General features: G+C 65.4%; 13 protein-coding genes. 7 read left to right on the top strand and 6 right to left on the bottom strand.

Annotated features, from left to right (window positions below; all coding sequences use genetic code 11):
- Positions 1–3 precede the first annotated feature (3 nt).
- On the bottom strand, positions 4–1,044 hold the full coding sequence (locus tag O9320_05085) for an ABC transporter ATP-binding protein (protein ID MCZ8310205.1): 1,041 nt from the start codon (positions 1,042–1,044) through the stop codon (positions 4–6).
- Positions 1,045–1,208: 164 nt separating this feature from the next.
- Here O9320_05085 and phnD point away from each other — a divergent pair, with 164 nt between their 5' ends.
- From phnD to O9320_05065, 4 genes are all read left to right on the top strand, one after another.
- Positions 1,209–2,108: a phosphate/phosphite/phosphonate ABC transporter substrate-binding protein gene (gene phnD / locus O9320_05080; protein MCZ8310204.1), complete on the top strand. Its 900-nt coding sequence runs from the start codon at positions 1,209–1,211 to the stop codon at positions 2,106–2,108.
- Positions 2,109–2,174: 66 nt separating this feature from the next.
- Positions 2,175–3,056: an MBL fold metallo-hydrolase gene (locus O9320_05075; protein ID MCZ8310203.1), complete on the top strand. Its 882-nt coding sequence runs from the start codon at positions 2,175–2,177 to the stop codon at positions 3,054–3,056.
- On the top strand, positions 3,053–3,901 hold the full coding sequence (locus tag O9320_05070; protein ID MCZ8310202.1) for a VOC family protein: 849 nt from the start codon (positions 3,053–3,055) through the stop codon (positions 3,899–3,901). The genes O9320_05075 and O9320_05070 overlap by 4 nt, the downstream gene beginning before the upstream one ends.
- 67 nt (positions 3,902–3,968) lie before the next feature.
- Positions 3,969–4,964, top strand: coding sequence for a catalase (locus O9320_05065; GenBank protein MCZ8310201.1), 996 nt, complete (start codon positions 3,969–3,971; stop codon positions 4,962–4,964).
- 63 nt (positions 4,965–5,027) lie between these two features.
- Here the strand turns inward: O9320_05065 and O9320_05060 are convergent, their stop codons facing one another.
- Both O9320_05060 and gloB read right to left on the bottom strand, forming a co-directional pair.
- A complete protein-coding gene (locus O9320_05060; GenBank protein MCZ8310200.1) occupies positions 5,028–5,387 on the bottom strand; it encodes a hypothetical protein in 360 nt (119 codons plus the stop codon).
- Positions 5,384–6,151, bottom strand: a complete 768-nt coding sequence (gene gloB / locus O9320_05055) for a hydroxyacylglutathione hydrolase (GenBank protein MCZ8310199.1) — start codon at positions 6,149–6,151, stop codon at positions 5,384–5,386. The genes O9320_05060 and gloB overlap by 4 nt, the downstream gene beginning before the upstream one ends.
- 66 nt (positions 6,152–6,217) lie before the next feature.
- On the opposite strand from gloB, the gene O9320_05050 reads away from it, so the two are divergent.
- From O9320_05050 to O9320_05040, 3 genes are read left to right on the top strand one after another with little or no spacing between them, the layout of a single operon-like run.
- On the top strand, positions 6,218–7,948 hold the full coding sequence (locus O9320_05050) for a hypothetical protein (GenBank protein ID MCZ8310198.1): 1,731 nt from the start codon (positions 6,218–6,220) through the stop codon (positions 7,946–7,948).
- Positions 7,945–8,415 (top strand): MmcB family DNA repair protein, encoded by a 471-nt coding sequence (locus O9320_05045; protein MCZ8310197.1) that lies wholly within the window; start codon positions 7,945–7,947, stop codon positions 8,413–8,415. Before O9320_05050 ends, O9320_05045 begins: the two co-directional genes overlap by 4 nt.
- A gap of 25 nt (positions 8,416–8,440) precedes the next feature.
- Positions 8,441–10,147 carry an ABC transporter ATP-binding protein/permease gene (locus tag O9320_05040; GenBank protein ID MCZ8310196.1) on the top strand — a complete coding sequence of 569 codons (1,707 nt, stop codon included), beginning with the start codon at positions 8,441–8,443 and terminating at the stop codon, positions 10,145–10,147.
- Between the two features lie 15 nt (positions 10,148–10,162).
- On the opposite strand, the gene O9320_05035 is transcribed toward O9320_05040, so the two are convergent.
- From O9320_05035 to O9320_05025, 3 genes are read right to left on the bottom strand one after another with little or no spacing between them, the layout of a single operon-like run.
- Positions 10,163–11,644 (bottom strand): tripartite tricarboxylate transporter permease, encoded by a 1,482-nt coding sequence (locus O9320_05035; protein ID MCZ8310195.1) that lies wholly within the window; start codon positions 11,642–11,644, stop codon positions 10,163–10,165.
- Between the two features lie 2 nt (positions 11,645–11,646).
- Complete coding sequence (locus O9320_05030; GenBank protein MCZ8310194.1) at positions 11,647–12,105, bottom strand: tripartite tricarboxylate transporter TctB family protein; 459 nt, start codon at positions 12,103–12,105, stop codon at positions 11,647–11,649.
- Between the two features lie 4 nt (positions 12,106–12,109).
- Positions 12,110–13,081 (bottom strand): tripartite tricarboxylate transporter substrate binding protein, encoded by a 972-nt coding sequence (locus O9320_05025; protein ID MCZ8310193.1) that lies wholly within the window; start codon positions 13,079–13,081, stop codon positions 12,110–12,112.
- Positions 13,082–13,097: the final 16 nt, after the last annotated feature.

Raw genomic sequence — 13,097 nt, 5'->3', positions numbered from 1 at the left:
AAATCAATCGGCAAGCCAGGCAACGGCATCGTCGTCGCCGGACAGGAAACAGGCCGCCCCCACCGCTGGCAGCGTCTCGCTGCTCGGGCGGATTACGCGGATCGTAGTGTTCGCGGCCGCAACGGCGACGTCGTAGAAGTCGCCGAGATAGGCGACGTCGCGCACCGTCCCGCTCGCCATGAAGCGTGCGGGCCGCAAACCTTCGGAAAGATGCAAGCGCGCGGCGCGCAGCACGATGCGCGTGGCGTTGTCGGGCATGTCGGCGCCGACCGCGCAGCGCGCCCCTTCGGGCAGCGCAAAGATGCCGCCTGCTCGCGCACCGGCCACGACCGTGCGGGCACCCAGAAATTCGGCCGTGAAGCCGTGGTTGGGCGCATCGCACAAAGCTTGCGGCGTTGCCGCCTCGACCAAGCGGCCATGGTCCATGACGGCGATACGGTCGGACATGGCGAGCGCTTCGGCCTGGTCGTGCGTGACGAAGACGGTCGTGATTTGCAGGCGACGCTGCAGCGCGCGGATTTCGCTGCGCATCTGGCCGCGCAACGCGGCATCGAGATTGGACAAGGGCTCGTCGAGCAGCAGAAGATCGGGTTCGATCACAAGGGCGCGCGCAAGCGCCACGCGCTGCTGCTGGCCGCCGGAAAGCTGCGCCGGGTACCGGTCGCCCAAATGCCCGAGCCCGACCAGATCGAGCGCTTTGTCTGCACGCTCGCCTTGGGCGGCTTTGGCGACATGGCGCATGCGCAGGCCGAAAGCGACGTTCTCGCGCACGGTCAGGTGCGGGAACAGCGCGTAGTTCTGGAACACGTAGCCGATATTGCGCTGGTGCGGGGCCACGTCCTGGATCGCACGGCCTGCCACGCGGATGGCCCCGGCCGACGGCGCCACAAACCCCGCGATCATGCGCAAAGTCGTGGTTTTGCCGCAGCCCGAAGGGCCCAGAATCGACAAAAATTCGCCCTTCTCGGCCGCAAGGCTGAGATTGGCCACCACGGTGTTTTTGCCGTAGCGGGCGCTGAGCGCGTCGAGTTCCAGAAAAGCCATCGATTCCCTTTGTTTTCCGCCGTGTTAGACGGCCGCCTTCGGGTGAGCAAGCGGCGTGCCATCGGGAGATTTTGTCGCAGAACGTTAGCGGCACCGTCATGCGGCCGCCACAGCGTCGACGCAGGCTTGCTTCCCTGTCAATCCATTCGAGAGGGAGGCTTGCCATGCTGAAGCATCTGCTTGCGGCCGCAATCGCGCTCGTCGCATGCGCCGCCACGCCCGCCAAGGCCGATTGGCGCGCCTCGTTCAAAGAATTGCGCTTCGGCATCACGAGTGCCGAAAACGAAGCCGACACGCTGGTGCGGTTCGATGCGTTTGCAGGCTATATGCGCGCCAAGCTCGGCGTGCCGGTCACGGTCCGGCGCGGCAACGACTATGCGGCCGTCGTTGAAGCTTTGGCCGCCCGCCAGGTCGAGTTTGCGCGCATGGGACCGGCCGCCTATGCGCGTGCGGTGCAGCTGATGGGCGAAGACATCGTGCCGATCGCCAAGGACATGGATCTCGACGGAGCCGTCGGCTACCACTCTGTCGTGGTCGTGCGCGCGGACTCGCCCTACCGCACGCTTGCCGATCTGCGCGGCAAGAGCGTTGCGTTTGCCGATCCGAATTCGGCCTCGGGCTTCGTCGCCCCAAGTTATTTCATGGCCAAAGAGGGCCTTGTCCCCGCCCGCCATTTCGCGCGCACGGGCTTTGCTGGCAACCACGAGACCGGCGTTTTGGCTGTGGTCGGCAACCAGTACGATGCGGCCGCGACGTGGTGGAACAATGCCGAGCGCAGCAACATCACGCGCATGGAAGAAAAGAAGATGATCCCGGCGGGGGCCGTGCGCATTGTGTGGCGCTCGCCGCTGATCCCCAATTCGCCGTGGGTCGCGCGCAAACTGCCCGACGATCTGATGGCCGCCTATCGCGACGCGTTGCTCGCGATGCCGGTCGACGCACCCGATGTGTGGAAGGGCATCGTCGACGGCAAGATGCTGAAGCCTGTCGCGGCCACGCGCAGCGAATACGACGACATGATCCGCATGATCGAAGAAAACCAGCGCACTCGTCGCGGGCTCTAGCGTCTCGCAAGACGAGATAAAGGCCGCTATTCTTCGTGTTCTTCGAACGCGGGGGATATGCCGGAAATGGAAATCGTGCTGCTCGGAACGGGCTGTCCGCAATGCGACCCGGCGCGTCGCGGGCCGTCCAACTTGGTGCGTGCGCGCGGGCTGCAGTTCCTCGTCGATTGCGGCTCGGGCGTCACGCAGCGTCTCGTCGAAGCGGGCGGCCGCGGGGCCGATATCGACGCGTTGTTTTTGACGCATCTGCACACCGACCATGTCGTCGATTTCTACCAGCTTGTGATCTCGAGCTGGCATCAGGGCCGCGCGCGCTCGCAGCGCGTGTTCGGGCCGCCGGGCACCAAGGCCTTCGTCGAAGGCACGATGGCTTTGTTTGAGCCTGAGCGGCGTTTGCGCATCGCGCACGAGCAGCGCGGCTCGGTGGCGGCCTTCGAAATCGAAACGGTCGAGATCGCGCCGGGTACTGTGTTCGACGAGGGCGGCGTGCGCGTAATGGCCGTGGCCGTTGCACACGCACCGGTGCGCCACGCATTCGGCTTCGTCTTCGAAGCCGACGACTGCAAGGCCGTCTTCAGCGGCGACACGGCCTTTTGCCCGGCCTTGATCGCGGCCGCACGCGACGCCGACGTATTGGTCCACGAATGCTTCGTGCATCGCGAATTGCAGCCGGTTCCCGGCGTGCGCACGGCCGCGACGGTTGCGGCCGTGGCCTCATACCATACGCGGTCCGACGAGGTCGGCCGCGTGGCGGCCCAGGCGAATGCGAAGCTGCTCGTGCTCAATCATTTTGTGCCCACGCGCTTCGACCGCAATGCCGTGCTGGACGAGGTTGCGCACGACTATGCGGGGCCGATCGCCGTCGGCGAAGATCTGATGCGCTTCGATTGTGCGACGCGGCGTTTGGCACATCGCGATTTCCATCTGCAGCTTGGACGCGCCCCATGAACCAGCGCCCCGAACCAGGCCATCTTGTGCTCGACCATATCGCGCATTGGGTGCCGGATCCGGCTGCCGCCGCCGCTGCGTTGACCGAACTCGGCTTTTGCGTGACGCCGTTTTCGGCGCAAAGCGTGGGCGATCCGCCCGTCCCAGCCGGCACCGGCAACCATTGCGTGATGCTCGAAGGCGGCTATCTCGAATTCCTGGCCCCGCTTGCCGATACGCCGAATGCCGCCACCTTGCGCGCCGGCATTGCGCGCTACACGGGCGTGCATCTGATCGCGTTCGGCACCGTCGATCCGATTGGCGACCAAGCGCGCCTGCAGGCGGGCGGCTTTGCGCCGCTCGATCCGGTAGCGTTGAGCCGTCCGATCGAAACGCCGGAAGGGTTTCGCCAAGCGCGCTTCACGGTCGTGCGCACCAAACCGGGCATGATGGAAGAGGGGCGCGTGCAGTTCGTCGAACAGCACACGCCGGATTTTTTGTGGCAGAAGCGGTGGCTCAGCCACAAAAATGGGGCGACGCGATTGAAGCGTGTGGAAATTTGCGTCGCCGATCCGCAGGCGGCCGTGGCGCGTTATGCCGCCTATACGGGCTTGGCAGCGACTCGTATCGACGATGCGCCGGGGCTTGCCACGTCGCGCGGCGCACTCGTGTTCCGCGATCCGGTGGCGACCGAGCGGCACTTGGGCGTCGCACCGCCCTGCCTGCCCTGGATTGCGGGCTACGCACTCGCGACGCGACCCGGCACGCCTGCTCGGCGCGTTGCCCTGCCGGCAAGTTTGGGGGGCGTTTTGCTGTTCGAACCCGAGCGCGATGCCGGGCACGGAATTCCGATCGACGGCGCGTAACCTGCGTGTCCCGCTGCGCGAACGGCAAGTGCGACATCACTCGCAAGTCGTTTGGAGGAGTCCCCCTATGAAACTCAAACGCGCCGTTTTCGCGCTGTCGTCGGCCGTGTTTGCCGCAAGCGTCCCCGCTTTCACCCAGCCCGCCTTCGCCCAGACTGCCGATCCGGGCCAAATCGTCGAGATCCAGCGCACGCTCGCCGGCAACCAAAAGGCCCGGCCGAGCGGCGCCAAGGGCCAGTGTTTTGCCGGCACGTTCACGCCCACGGCGGAAGCTGCCGGCCTCAGCAAGTCCGCGATTTTCGCAAAGACCTCGCCGGTCGTGGCCCGCCTGTCGGTCGGCGGCGGCAATCCCAAAGTCGCCGACGCGACCAAGGCGGTCAATCGTGGCTTCTCTTTCCGGATCGACGATGGCGGCCGTGCGGAGACCGAGTTCGTGATGGTTAATGCGCCGATAAACTTCGTGAAATCGCCCGACCAGATGCTGGCGTTTCTGCAGGCGCGTCTGCCGGGGCCCGACGGCCGCCCGGATGCGGAGAAGATCAGGGCTTTCACCGAAGCCAATCCCGAAACCACCGCGCAAGGCCGCTATCTTGCGAGCAAGCCGGTGCCGGGCTCTTGGGTCGGCGTGAACTACTGGGGTATCCACGGCTATACTTTGACCAATGCGGCGGGTGCAACGCGTTTGGTGAAGTTCAAGATGGTGCCGGTCGGCGGCGAAGTCGGTCTCACCGATGCGGAAGCCGCAGCCAAGCCTGCCGATTTCCTCGTCGACGACATCAAGGCGCGTATCGCCGCCAACACCGCCGCTTTCGACATGGTGGTCGTTTTCGGCCGCGCGGGCGACGAGGCCACGAATGCCACCCAGCAATGGCCGGACGAAGATCAGCGGCCCACGACCCGGCTCGGCCGCCTTGCGCTCACAGCACTCGAGAAGAACGAGAGCTGCGACGAGCGCATCTTCGATCCGCTGAACCTCGCCGACGGAATCGCAGGGCCGGCGAACGATCCGCTCTTTACGGCGCGCCAACCCGCCTATGCGGTGTCGATCAGCCAACGCAATTGACGACGGCACGTTGCGCGCGGCCCCGCCGGACAAGGTGTCGGGCGGGGCCGTCGCGTTTTACCGCTATTCGTATTCGATCGGAACGAGCGTATCGACGGCCGGGCGCTGCAGTTCCACGATGAAGGCGACGCGGTCGTCCATCACGCGCAATTCTTTGTTGGCCTTCACGGGCAGCGGAATGCCGGCTTTTTTGCAGTAGCGGATCAGCGCTTGCGCAAGTGCTGCCGAGTTGAACTCGATCGGCGCTTCGTTCGGGCTGCCGCGGCGCGCGAAGCCAAGTTTTGCCGTGAGCGTGGCGCGGTCGATTTCGAGTTTGTTGGCTTTGCCCGCCGGCAATTTGGTGCCTTGCGTGCGCGCATGTTCGATGAGCGCCATCACGATCTCGCGGTCGCCGAAAAACACGACGCGATATTCGCTGGTCATCGGAAGACGTCCTTGGCGGCGCGCAAGGCGCCGAAGACGGCGGCCGGCTGCGTTGCGGGCAGCCCCATGCGGCGTGCGAGACCCGCATCGTCGGCGCGCAAAAACGGGTTGGTGCGTTTCTCGAGGCCCAGCAGCGACGGCACGGTCGCTTCGCCCGCCAGACGTTGGCGGTCGATCGTGGCTGAGCGTGCGCGCAGTTCGGCATTGTCTGGATCGACGCTGACCGCAAATTTTGCGTTGCTCTGCGTATATTCGTGCGCGCAGTAAACCTGCGTGGCGTCGGGAAGGGCGCGGATTTTGGCAAGCGACATCCACATTTGCGGCGCCGTGCCTTCGAACATGCGCCCGCAGCCGAGTGCGAACAGCGTGTCGCCGCAAAACAGCGCCGCACTGCCCGCAAACCAGAATGCAATATGGCCGCGCGTATGGCCGGGCACGTCGAGCACCGTGGCGATCTCGCCGTCGAACGCATAGCTCTCGCCGTCGGCCAGCGCCAAATCGATGCCGGGAATGCGCGCTTGGTCCGCGCGCGGCCCAACGATCGTGGGCCCGTATTTCGCTTTCAGCGCCAGATTGGCGCCGACATGGTCGCCGTGATGGTGCGTGTTGAAGATATGCGTCAAGGCAAGACCATGCCGCGCCAAAACCGCCTCGACCGGGGCCGCTTCGGCCGGATCGACGACGCCGACGCCGTTGCCGCCGCTGCTGCGCAGCAGCCAGACGTAATTGTCCTGGAGGCACGGGATTCGCTCGACCGTCAACATGCGCCCATTGTAACCCGCAACGCGCCGCGTTTAATATGGATAAGCAGCTAGGACCGGGGGCGTGCGTTGTTCAAAAAAGAGATTTTCGAGGTCCAGTGCCTCAAAGAAGGCCGTTGGATTATCGAAACCAGCCTGCCGAATCAGGCTGAGGCCGAAGCCTTTGCGCGCCGCATGCTCGAAAAGCGCGAGGTCGAGGGCGTCAAGGTCTTCCGCGAGAAGGCCAGCGGCGGGTCGCAGACGGCGGTCTTCACCAAAATCAAGGAAAAGCGCGAAGAAAAACTGACGGTCGGCCGCATCGACGCGGCCCCGGCTTGTGCGGCGGCCGACGATTGTCTGCAGCTGCCGGCGCGTATGGCCATGAACCGGCTCATGCGCATGTATCTCGACAAGCAGAATCTGACGCCGATCGAGGTGCTGCACAATTACCGCGAATACAAGCGCCTGCAGGACCAGGACGCGCTGGTCGGCAGCGCGCTCAACCAGGTCGCAACGCTGCAGGCCGAAGGTTCGGGCGGCGGGGCAACGGTCGCCCAGCGCCGCGACGCGCTCTACGGTTTTGCGACCGAGATCGGCAAGCGCACCAAAGACGTCGAAACCCTGCAGCTGCCGTCGATCAAGCAGCTCGGGCTCGACGCGACGGTTGCAAAAATCGTCGCCGGTTCCGGCGACAGTGCGGCCAATGCCGATTTTCTGTTCCGCGTGGCCGTCAGCCGCGAACTCATCGAAATCCGCAACTATCTCGGCAAGCTCGAGCGCCTGCTCTACTGGATCAACGACAGCCAGGACGACGTGGCCGCGCGCCGGCTTGACGATTTTGTCGCCGACATTTTGGGCACCGCAAGCGTGATCCAGGAACTGCTCGGCGACCAGCCGAGCCTTGCCGCCGCCGTCAACAAGCTGCTCGACGTTGCCCTTGGCCAATGGCAAGCCCCGCCACCCGGCGTCGCACCGGCTTCTGCCGACGGTGGTACCGACGACAGCATCGTGCAGATCGCCCGCCTCGTGCAGGCCGGACGCTTGCCCGGCTGCAGCCAAGTGCTGATCGAGCGCGTGCGCATCCAGCTTAGCGGTGCGAACCCGCTCGTGCGCAGCGACCCCGAACAGGAAATTCCGACCTTCCGCCAGATCCTCGACCGGCTGATGCCGGACGCGGCCCCGCCGATCGGCGGCAGCGATCTGGTGGATGCGCTCGTGCAGCGCAAGATGCGCATCCTCAATCGCGGCGGCGCGGCGGGCTACCGGGCGGCGGCAGCGTGGATCGCGATGATCATGCTCAATCCGCTGCGCAAGACGCGCTTCTTGATCGCCCTCACGCAGACGGCGACGGGCCGCCTCTATCCGGACGAAACCTTCGGCCTCATCGAAGACGTGCTCGTCAACGTCGAATCGATTTCCGACATCGTCAAAGCGCGCGTGCCGCCCAACGAGAAGATGGCCGGTATCACGCAAGTGTGGGGCGAAATCCGCAGCTCGCCCCTGCCGCCCGAACATGTCGAGCGCATCTGCACGCGCCTCGACGATCTGCTCGTGCATTTCGTGAAGACCGAACGCATCCTCGAAAAGATCGACGATCCGGCGCGCCCGTTGCGCATGCGCACGATGATGCTGATGAAGATGTGCCTGCCCACCTCGCTGCCGCCGGGCAAGGCCTCTAATCTCGCGCGCGCCATCATCGTGGGTATGCTGAAGCGGCCCAATTTCGAGGGCGAGGTGGTGGCCGACATCGCCGATCCGGCCGAAAAAGCGCGCGCTCAGCGCGATCTTTTCGTGCTGATGCGCCAAGCCGGTTTCATGTGAAGCCGCGCGACGATCTTGTCGCGCGCCAGGTTCGGCGCGGCACGCTCAGGCTCCTGCGCAATCTCGGCTATGTCGGCATTGCCGAGGCGGGGCTTGCGAGCGGGCGGCGCGCCGATATTCTCGCATTGGACGACAACGGGCACTTCGCGATCGTCGAAATCAAATCGTCGGCCGCCGATTTTCAGTCGGACGGCAAATGGCCCGAATATCTCGAATGGTGCGACGCGTTTGCGTTCGCGGTGCCGGTCGATTTTCCCGACCGTCTGATCCCGGAAACGGCGGGCCTCATCGTCGCCGACGCGTTCGACGGTGTCGTGCGGCGGCCGCTCCAGATCTGCGCGCCGCTCGCTGCGGCGCGGCGGCGCGCCCTTACGCTGCGCTTCGCAAGGCTTGCGGCCGCACGCCTTCAGCGCTTTGAAGACCCGAGCGAAAATTCCTTCGAAGACCCGCTCGAACGCGCGGTCTGACACGAACCACCGAGGACAGCCGAACATGACGGGCGAAAAACCGGCGGGATTTGCGGCACGGCTGTGGCGCCTCACGCGCCCCTATTGGGTCTCCGAAGACCGGCTGCCGGCCTGCCTGCTGTTCGGTGCGGTGATGGGCCTCACGATCGGCGGGGTCTATCTCGAAGTGCTGTTCAACAGCTGGAACAACGATTTCTACAACGCGCTGCAGGAGCGCGACGAAGCCACCTTCTGGGCGCAGTTCGCCGTGTTCGGCTGGCTTGCCGCCCTCTTCATCGGCAATTTCGTCGCCACGCGCTATTTCAGCCTGTGGCTGCAGATACGCTGGCGCAACTGGCTCACCAAGCGCTACATCGACGGCTGGCTCAGAGCGCGCGTCTACTACCGATTCCAGCTGACAGGCGCCGACACCGACAATCCCGACCAGCGCATCGCCGAAGACGTGCGGCTGTTCGTCGCCACCACGCTCGGGCTGTTCGTGCAACTCGTCAATTCAGTGCTCACGCTGGTCGCGTTTCTCGGCATCTTGTGGGGGCTCTCGGGCGACTACGGCTTCACGCTGTTCGGCCGCGAGATCTCGATACCGGGCTACATGGTGTGGTTCGCGCTCGTCTATTCGGTCGTCGGCACGTGGCTTACCCACAAAGTGGGCAAGCCGCTCGTGCCGCTGAACTACGCCCAGCAGCGCGTGGAAGCCGACTTCCGCTACGGCCTCATGCGCCTGCGCGAAAACGCCGAACAGGTCGCCCTCTACGGCGGCGAGGCGCGCGAGCGGCGCGATTTCCTCGCCCGCTTTGCCGCCGTCGTGGCCAATTGGCGCGATCTCATGTGGGCGGGCCTCAAGCTCAATCTCTTCACGAGCCTGTTCGCGCAAATCGCGATCGTGTTTCCGTTCATCGTCGCGGCACCGCGCTATTTCTCGGGCTCGATGCAATTGGGCGGCCTCATGCAGACGGCTTCGGCCTTCGGCCAGGTGCAGGGTGCCTTGTCCTTCTTCGTGCAAGCCTATTCGCAATTGGCCGACTGGAAGGCCGTTGTCGACCGGCTGCTCGATTTCGAAGCGGCCGTGGCCGCCGCCGAACAGGCGGAGCGGGTCGCACCGCTCGTGCATGGTGCTTCGCAAGACGGCCATTTGCGCCTCGAAGGCGTGGATGTCGCCTTGCCCGACGGGCGCGTGCTGATCGCCGCTGCCGGGGTGGCGATCGCACCGGGTGCGCGCATCCTGCTGACGGGCGAGTCCGGCAGCGGCAAGAGCACGCTGTTTCGCGTGCTGTCGGGCATCTGGCCGTTCGGGCGCGGAGCCGTGCTGTTGCCGAAGGCGGCACGGCCGCTGTTCTTGCCGCAGAAACCCTACATGCCGATCGGCACGCTGCGCGAAGCCTTGCTCTATCCGCACAATGGCGGTGCGGACGACGCAACGTTGCGCGCGACACTCGATGCGGTGCGTCTTTCGGCCCTAGGTGCACGCCTCGACGAATCCGCGAATTGGGGGCAGACACTTTCGCCCGGCGAACAGCAGCGCCTGGCCGTCGCGCGCGCGCTGTTGGCGAAACCCGATTTCCTGTTTCTCGACGAAGCGACCGCCGCGATGGACGACGCCAACGAAGCGCACATCTACGAACTGCTGGACCGCAGCCTGCCGGACGCGGCGATCGTCAGCATCGGCCATCGCCCGTCCTTGCGCGCGTTCCACACGCAGTTCTGGAACGTCGCCGACCGGCGGTTGGCATAGACGGCCGCGCGCCCGTCAGGCTGTTCGGCGCGACGTCGCGAGCTTGTAGACGAACGGGGCGAGCACGGCGGCCGCCGCACAAGCGAGCAGCACGGCCGAGATCGGCCGCGTGAAGAAGATCGCCGCACTGCCGTGCGACAGTGTCATCGACTGGCGCAATGCGTTCTCGAAGATCGTGCCCAGCACGAGGCCCAGGATCATCGGGGCGGCCGGCCAGTCGTAGCGCATCATGGCCCAGCCGAGCGCGCCGAAGCCGATCAGCATCCACACGTCTTCGATCGAATTCGCCTGCGAATAGACGCCCGCGACGCACAAGGCGAGGATCGGCGGATAGAGCCACGAATAGGGTACGCGCAGCAGCTGTGCAAACAGACCCGCGAGCGGCAGGTTCATGACCAGCAGGATCACGTTGCCGATATACATGCTGGCAATCACCGTCCACACGAGTGCGGCGTTTTTGTCGAACAGCTCCGGTCCGGGACGCACGCCAAACATGATGAGGGCGCCAAGGATGATCGCTGTGGTGCCCGAGCCGGGCACACCCAAGGCCAGCATCGGCACCATTGCACCGGCGGCAGCGGCATTGTTCGAAGATTCGGGACCTGCCACGCCTTCGATCGCCCCTTTGCCAAAGCGCGAGGGGTCTTTGGCAACTTTCTTTTCGACGATATAGGCAAGGAACGACGCGATCGTCGCACCCGTGGCGGGCAGCACGCCGACGAAGAAGCCGATCACCGAGCCGCGCAGAATGGGCATGCGGCTCTGTTTCCATTCGGCGCGCGACGGCAGCAGATTCTTGACCGTCGTGATCGGGCGCGGTGTCGCCATGCCCGCACTCGAAAGCACTTCGCCGACGCCGAACAGGGCCACCGACAGCACGATGAAGCCCACACCGTCGAGCAGCCAGATCTGGTCGAACGCGAAGCGTGCAACGCCCGTCTGCTGGTCGATGCCGATCGTGCTGATCAGCAGCCCGAACATGCCGGTCGTGAGGCCTTTGAGCACCGAGCCGCCGACAGCGGCAAGGGCGGTGAGGCCGAGTACGACGAGTGCAAAATACTCGGGCGGGCCGAAGGCGAGGGCGGCCTTGGCCATCGGCGGAGCCAGCAGCATCAGCCCGATCGTGGAGAGCGTGCCGGCGATGAACGAGCCGATCGCCGCAATGCCAAGGGCGGCCCCGGCGCGGCCCTGCAGCGCCATCTGGTAGCCGTCGATGCTGGTCATCACGCTCGACGGTTCGCCCGGCACGCTGATCAGCACGGAGGTAAGCGTGCCGCCATATTGGGCACCGTAATAGATGCCCGCGAAAAGGATGATGGCCGACGTCGGATCGGCGCCGAAAGTGAGCGGCAGCAGCAACGCGATCGCCGCCGCCGGCCCGATGCCGGGCAACGCGCCGACGATCTGGCCCGCAAAGACGCCCGCAAAACACATAAGCAGATTCCAAGGCGTCAACGCACCCGCGAAGCCCGCTGCCAGATCGTAGACGACCGACATTTCTAGAACCCCCAAGGTCCGGCAGGGAGCGGCACGCCGAGCCACGTGCGGAAAACAAGCGTGAGGAAGAGTGCCGTGCCCGCCGAAGCAAGCAGCGACGAAAGCATCGGCCGTTTTTCGGCGACGCGGAACAAGAACAGCATCGTTACGAACATCGACGCGAAGAACCCGGCCGTCTCGATGCCGGCCACCCCGGCCGCGACCGCGAGCAGAACCATCAGCGCACGCCCGACCGGAGCGCGGTCCGGCGTTGCGGACGACGCCCAGACGACGTCGACGAGCGTCGCCGCGACGGCAAGGATTATGAGCAGGGCGCCGAATACCAGCGGCAGGAGTCCCGTCGCGGGCGCGAACCCGTCCCACAACGGCATTCCTGCCGCAACGGCGATCCAGAACGCGCCCGTTGCGACGAAGAACAGACTCAGGGCAATTTCGCCGCCCTTCGCGCGCAACAGGTCCATCGCGTCAGGCCGGCTTGCCGAGAAGGTCGCGATAGAGCTTCTCCTGGTCGGCCAGGAACCTCGCGAACGCCGCACCCGGAATCGGCGCTTCGGACGCGATGTTCTCGGCGATGTAGGCCTTGAAGGCCGGCGTGGCGACGACCTTGGCGAACACGCCCTCCCAGTAGAGCGACGGCGCGTCGGCCGTGCCGCGCGGCACAGCCATGCCGCGCCACATTTGGAAATTGGGGGCGGCGATACCCTGCTCTTTCATGGTCGGCACGTCGGGCAGGGCCGCGAACCGGTTGTCGCGGAACACGCCGAGGGCGCGCACGGCCTTCGACTGCAGATGGCCCATGAACTCGAGCGGATTGCCCATGCAGGCTTGCACGTGCCCGCCGAGCAGCTGGGTCAGCGCTTCGCCGCCGCTGTTGAAGTTGAGCGCGTTGTATTCCGCACCCGACGCCTTGGCGAAGACCGTGATCGCCATGATGTCGGTGGTGCCGCCGGTCGCGAAGGCGAGGCTCTTGGCCGGTTTCGTCTTCGCGTCGGCGACGAATTCGGCGGCCGTCTTCCAGGGTGCATCGCCGCGAACGAACAGCAGGAAGTCGTCGAGCATCACGTTCATGACCGGACGCACTTCGGACAGCGTCTTGGCGGCCGGGTTCAGGATCGGCGTGATCTGCGTCGTGCCGTTGACCAGGATGATCGTGTGCGGATCGCCGATCTTGCGCGCGGTCACGTAGCCGAGCCCCGTGGCCCCGCCGCCGCCCGGACGGTTGTTGAGAGCGATCGGCACAGGCACCAGCTTTTCGTCCTGGATGATCTTGTGGACGATGCGCGCGAGCAGATCGGCCCCGCCGCCGACGGCGAAGGGTACGACGAACTCGACCTCGCGCGTGGGCACCCACGGTGTCTGCGCGAAGGCTGCGAAACTGCCCGTCGCCAGCGGCAATGCGGCGGCGGTCTTCAGCAAGGAACGGCGGGTCGGCATCATGGTTTTCTCCCTTTTT

Source organism: Magnetospirillum sp. (genome assembly GCA_027532905.1).
Classification (GTDB): Bacteria; Pseudomonadota; Alphaproteobacteria; order CACIAM-22H2; family CACIAM-22H2; genus Tagaea.
This window is presented reverse-complemented; position numbering and strand designations above follow the sequence as displayed.

Bases quoted from the DNA above. Each gene is read 5' to 3' on its own strand.
- O9320_05040 (MCZ8310196.1), top strand. From the start codon at position 8,441: ATGACGGGCGAAAAACCGGCGGGATTTGCGGCACGGCTGTGGCGCCTC.
- O9320_05030 (MCZ8310194.1), bottom strand. From the start codon at position 12,105: ATGGACCTGTTGCGCGCGAAGGGCGGCGAAATTGCCCTGAGTCTGTTC.
- O9320_05075 (MCZ8310203.1), top strand. From the start codon at position 2,175: ATGGAAATCGTGCTGCTCGGAACGGGCTGTCCGCAATGCGACCCGGCG.
- O9320_05025 (MCZ8310193.1), bottom strand. From the start codon at position 13,081: ATGATGCCGACCCGCCGTTCCTTGCTGAAGACCGCCGCCGCATTGCCG.
- O9320_05070 (MCZ8310202.1), top strand. From the start codon at position 3,053: ATGAACCAGCGCCCCGAACCAGGCCATCTTGTGCTCGACCATATCGCG.
- O9320_05060 (MCZ8310200.1), bottom strand. From the start codon at position 5,387: ATGACCAGCGAATATCGCGTCGTGTTTTTCGGCGACCGCGAGATCGTG.
- phnD (MCZ8310204.1), top strand. From the start codon at position 1,209: ATGCTGAAGCATCTGCTTGCGGCCGCAATCGCGCTCGTCGCATGCGCC.
- O9320_05065 (MCZ8310201.1), top strand. From the start codon at position 3,969: ATGAAACTCAAACGCGCCGTTTTCGCGCTGTCGTCGGCCGTGTTTGCC.
- gloB (MCZ8310199.1), bottom strand. From the start codon at position 6,151: ATGTTGACGGTCGAGCGAATCCCGTGCCTCCAGGACAATTACGTCTGG.
- O9320_05035 (MCZ8310195.1), bottom strand. From the start codon at position 11,644: ATGTCGGTCGTCTACGATCTGGCAGCGGGCTTCGCGGGTGCGTTGACG.
- O9320_05085 (MCZ8310205.1), bottom strand. From the start codon at position 1,044: ATGGCTTTTCTGGAACTCGACGCGCTCAGCGCCCGCTACGGCAAAAAC.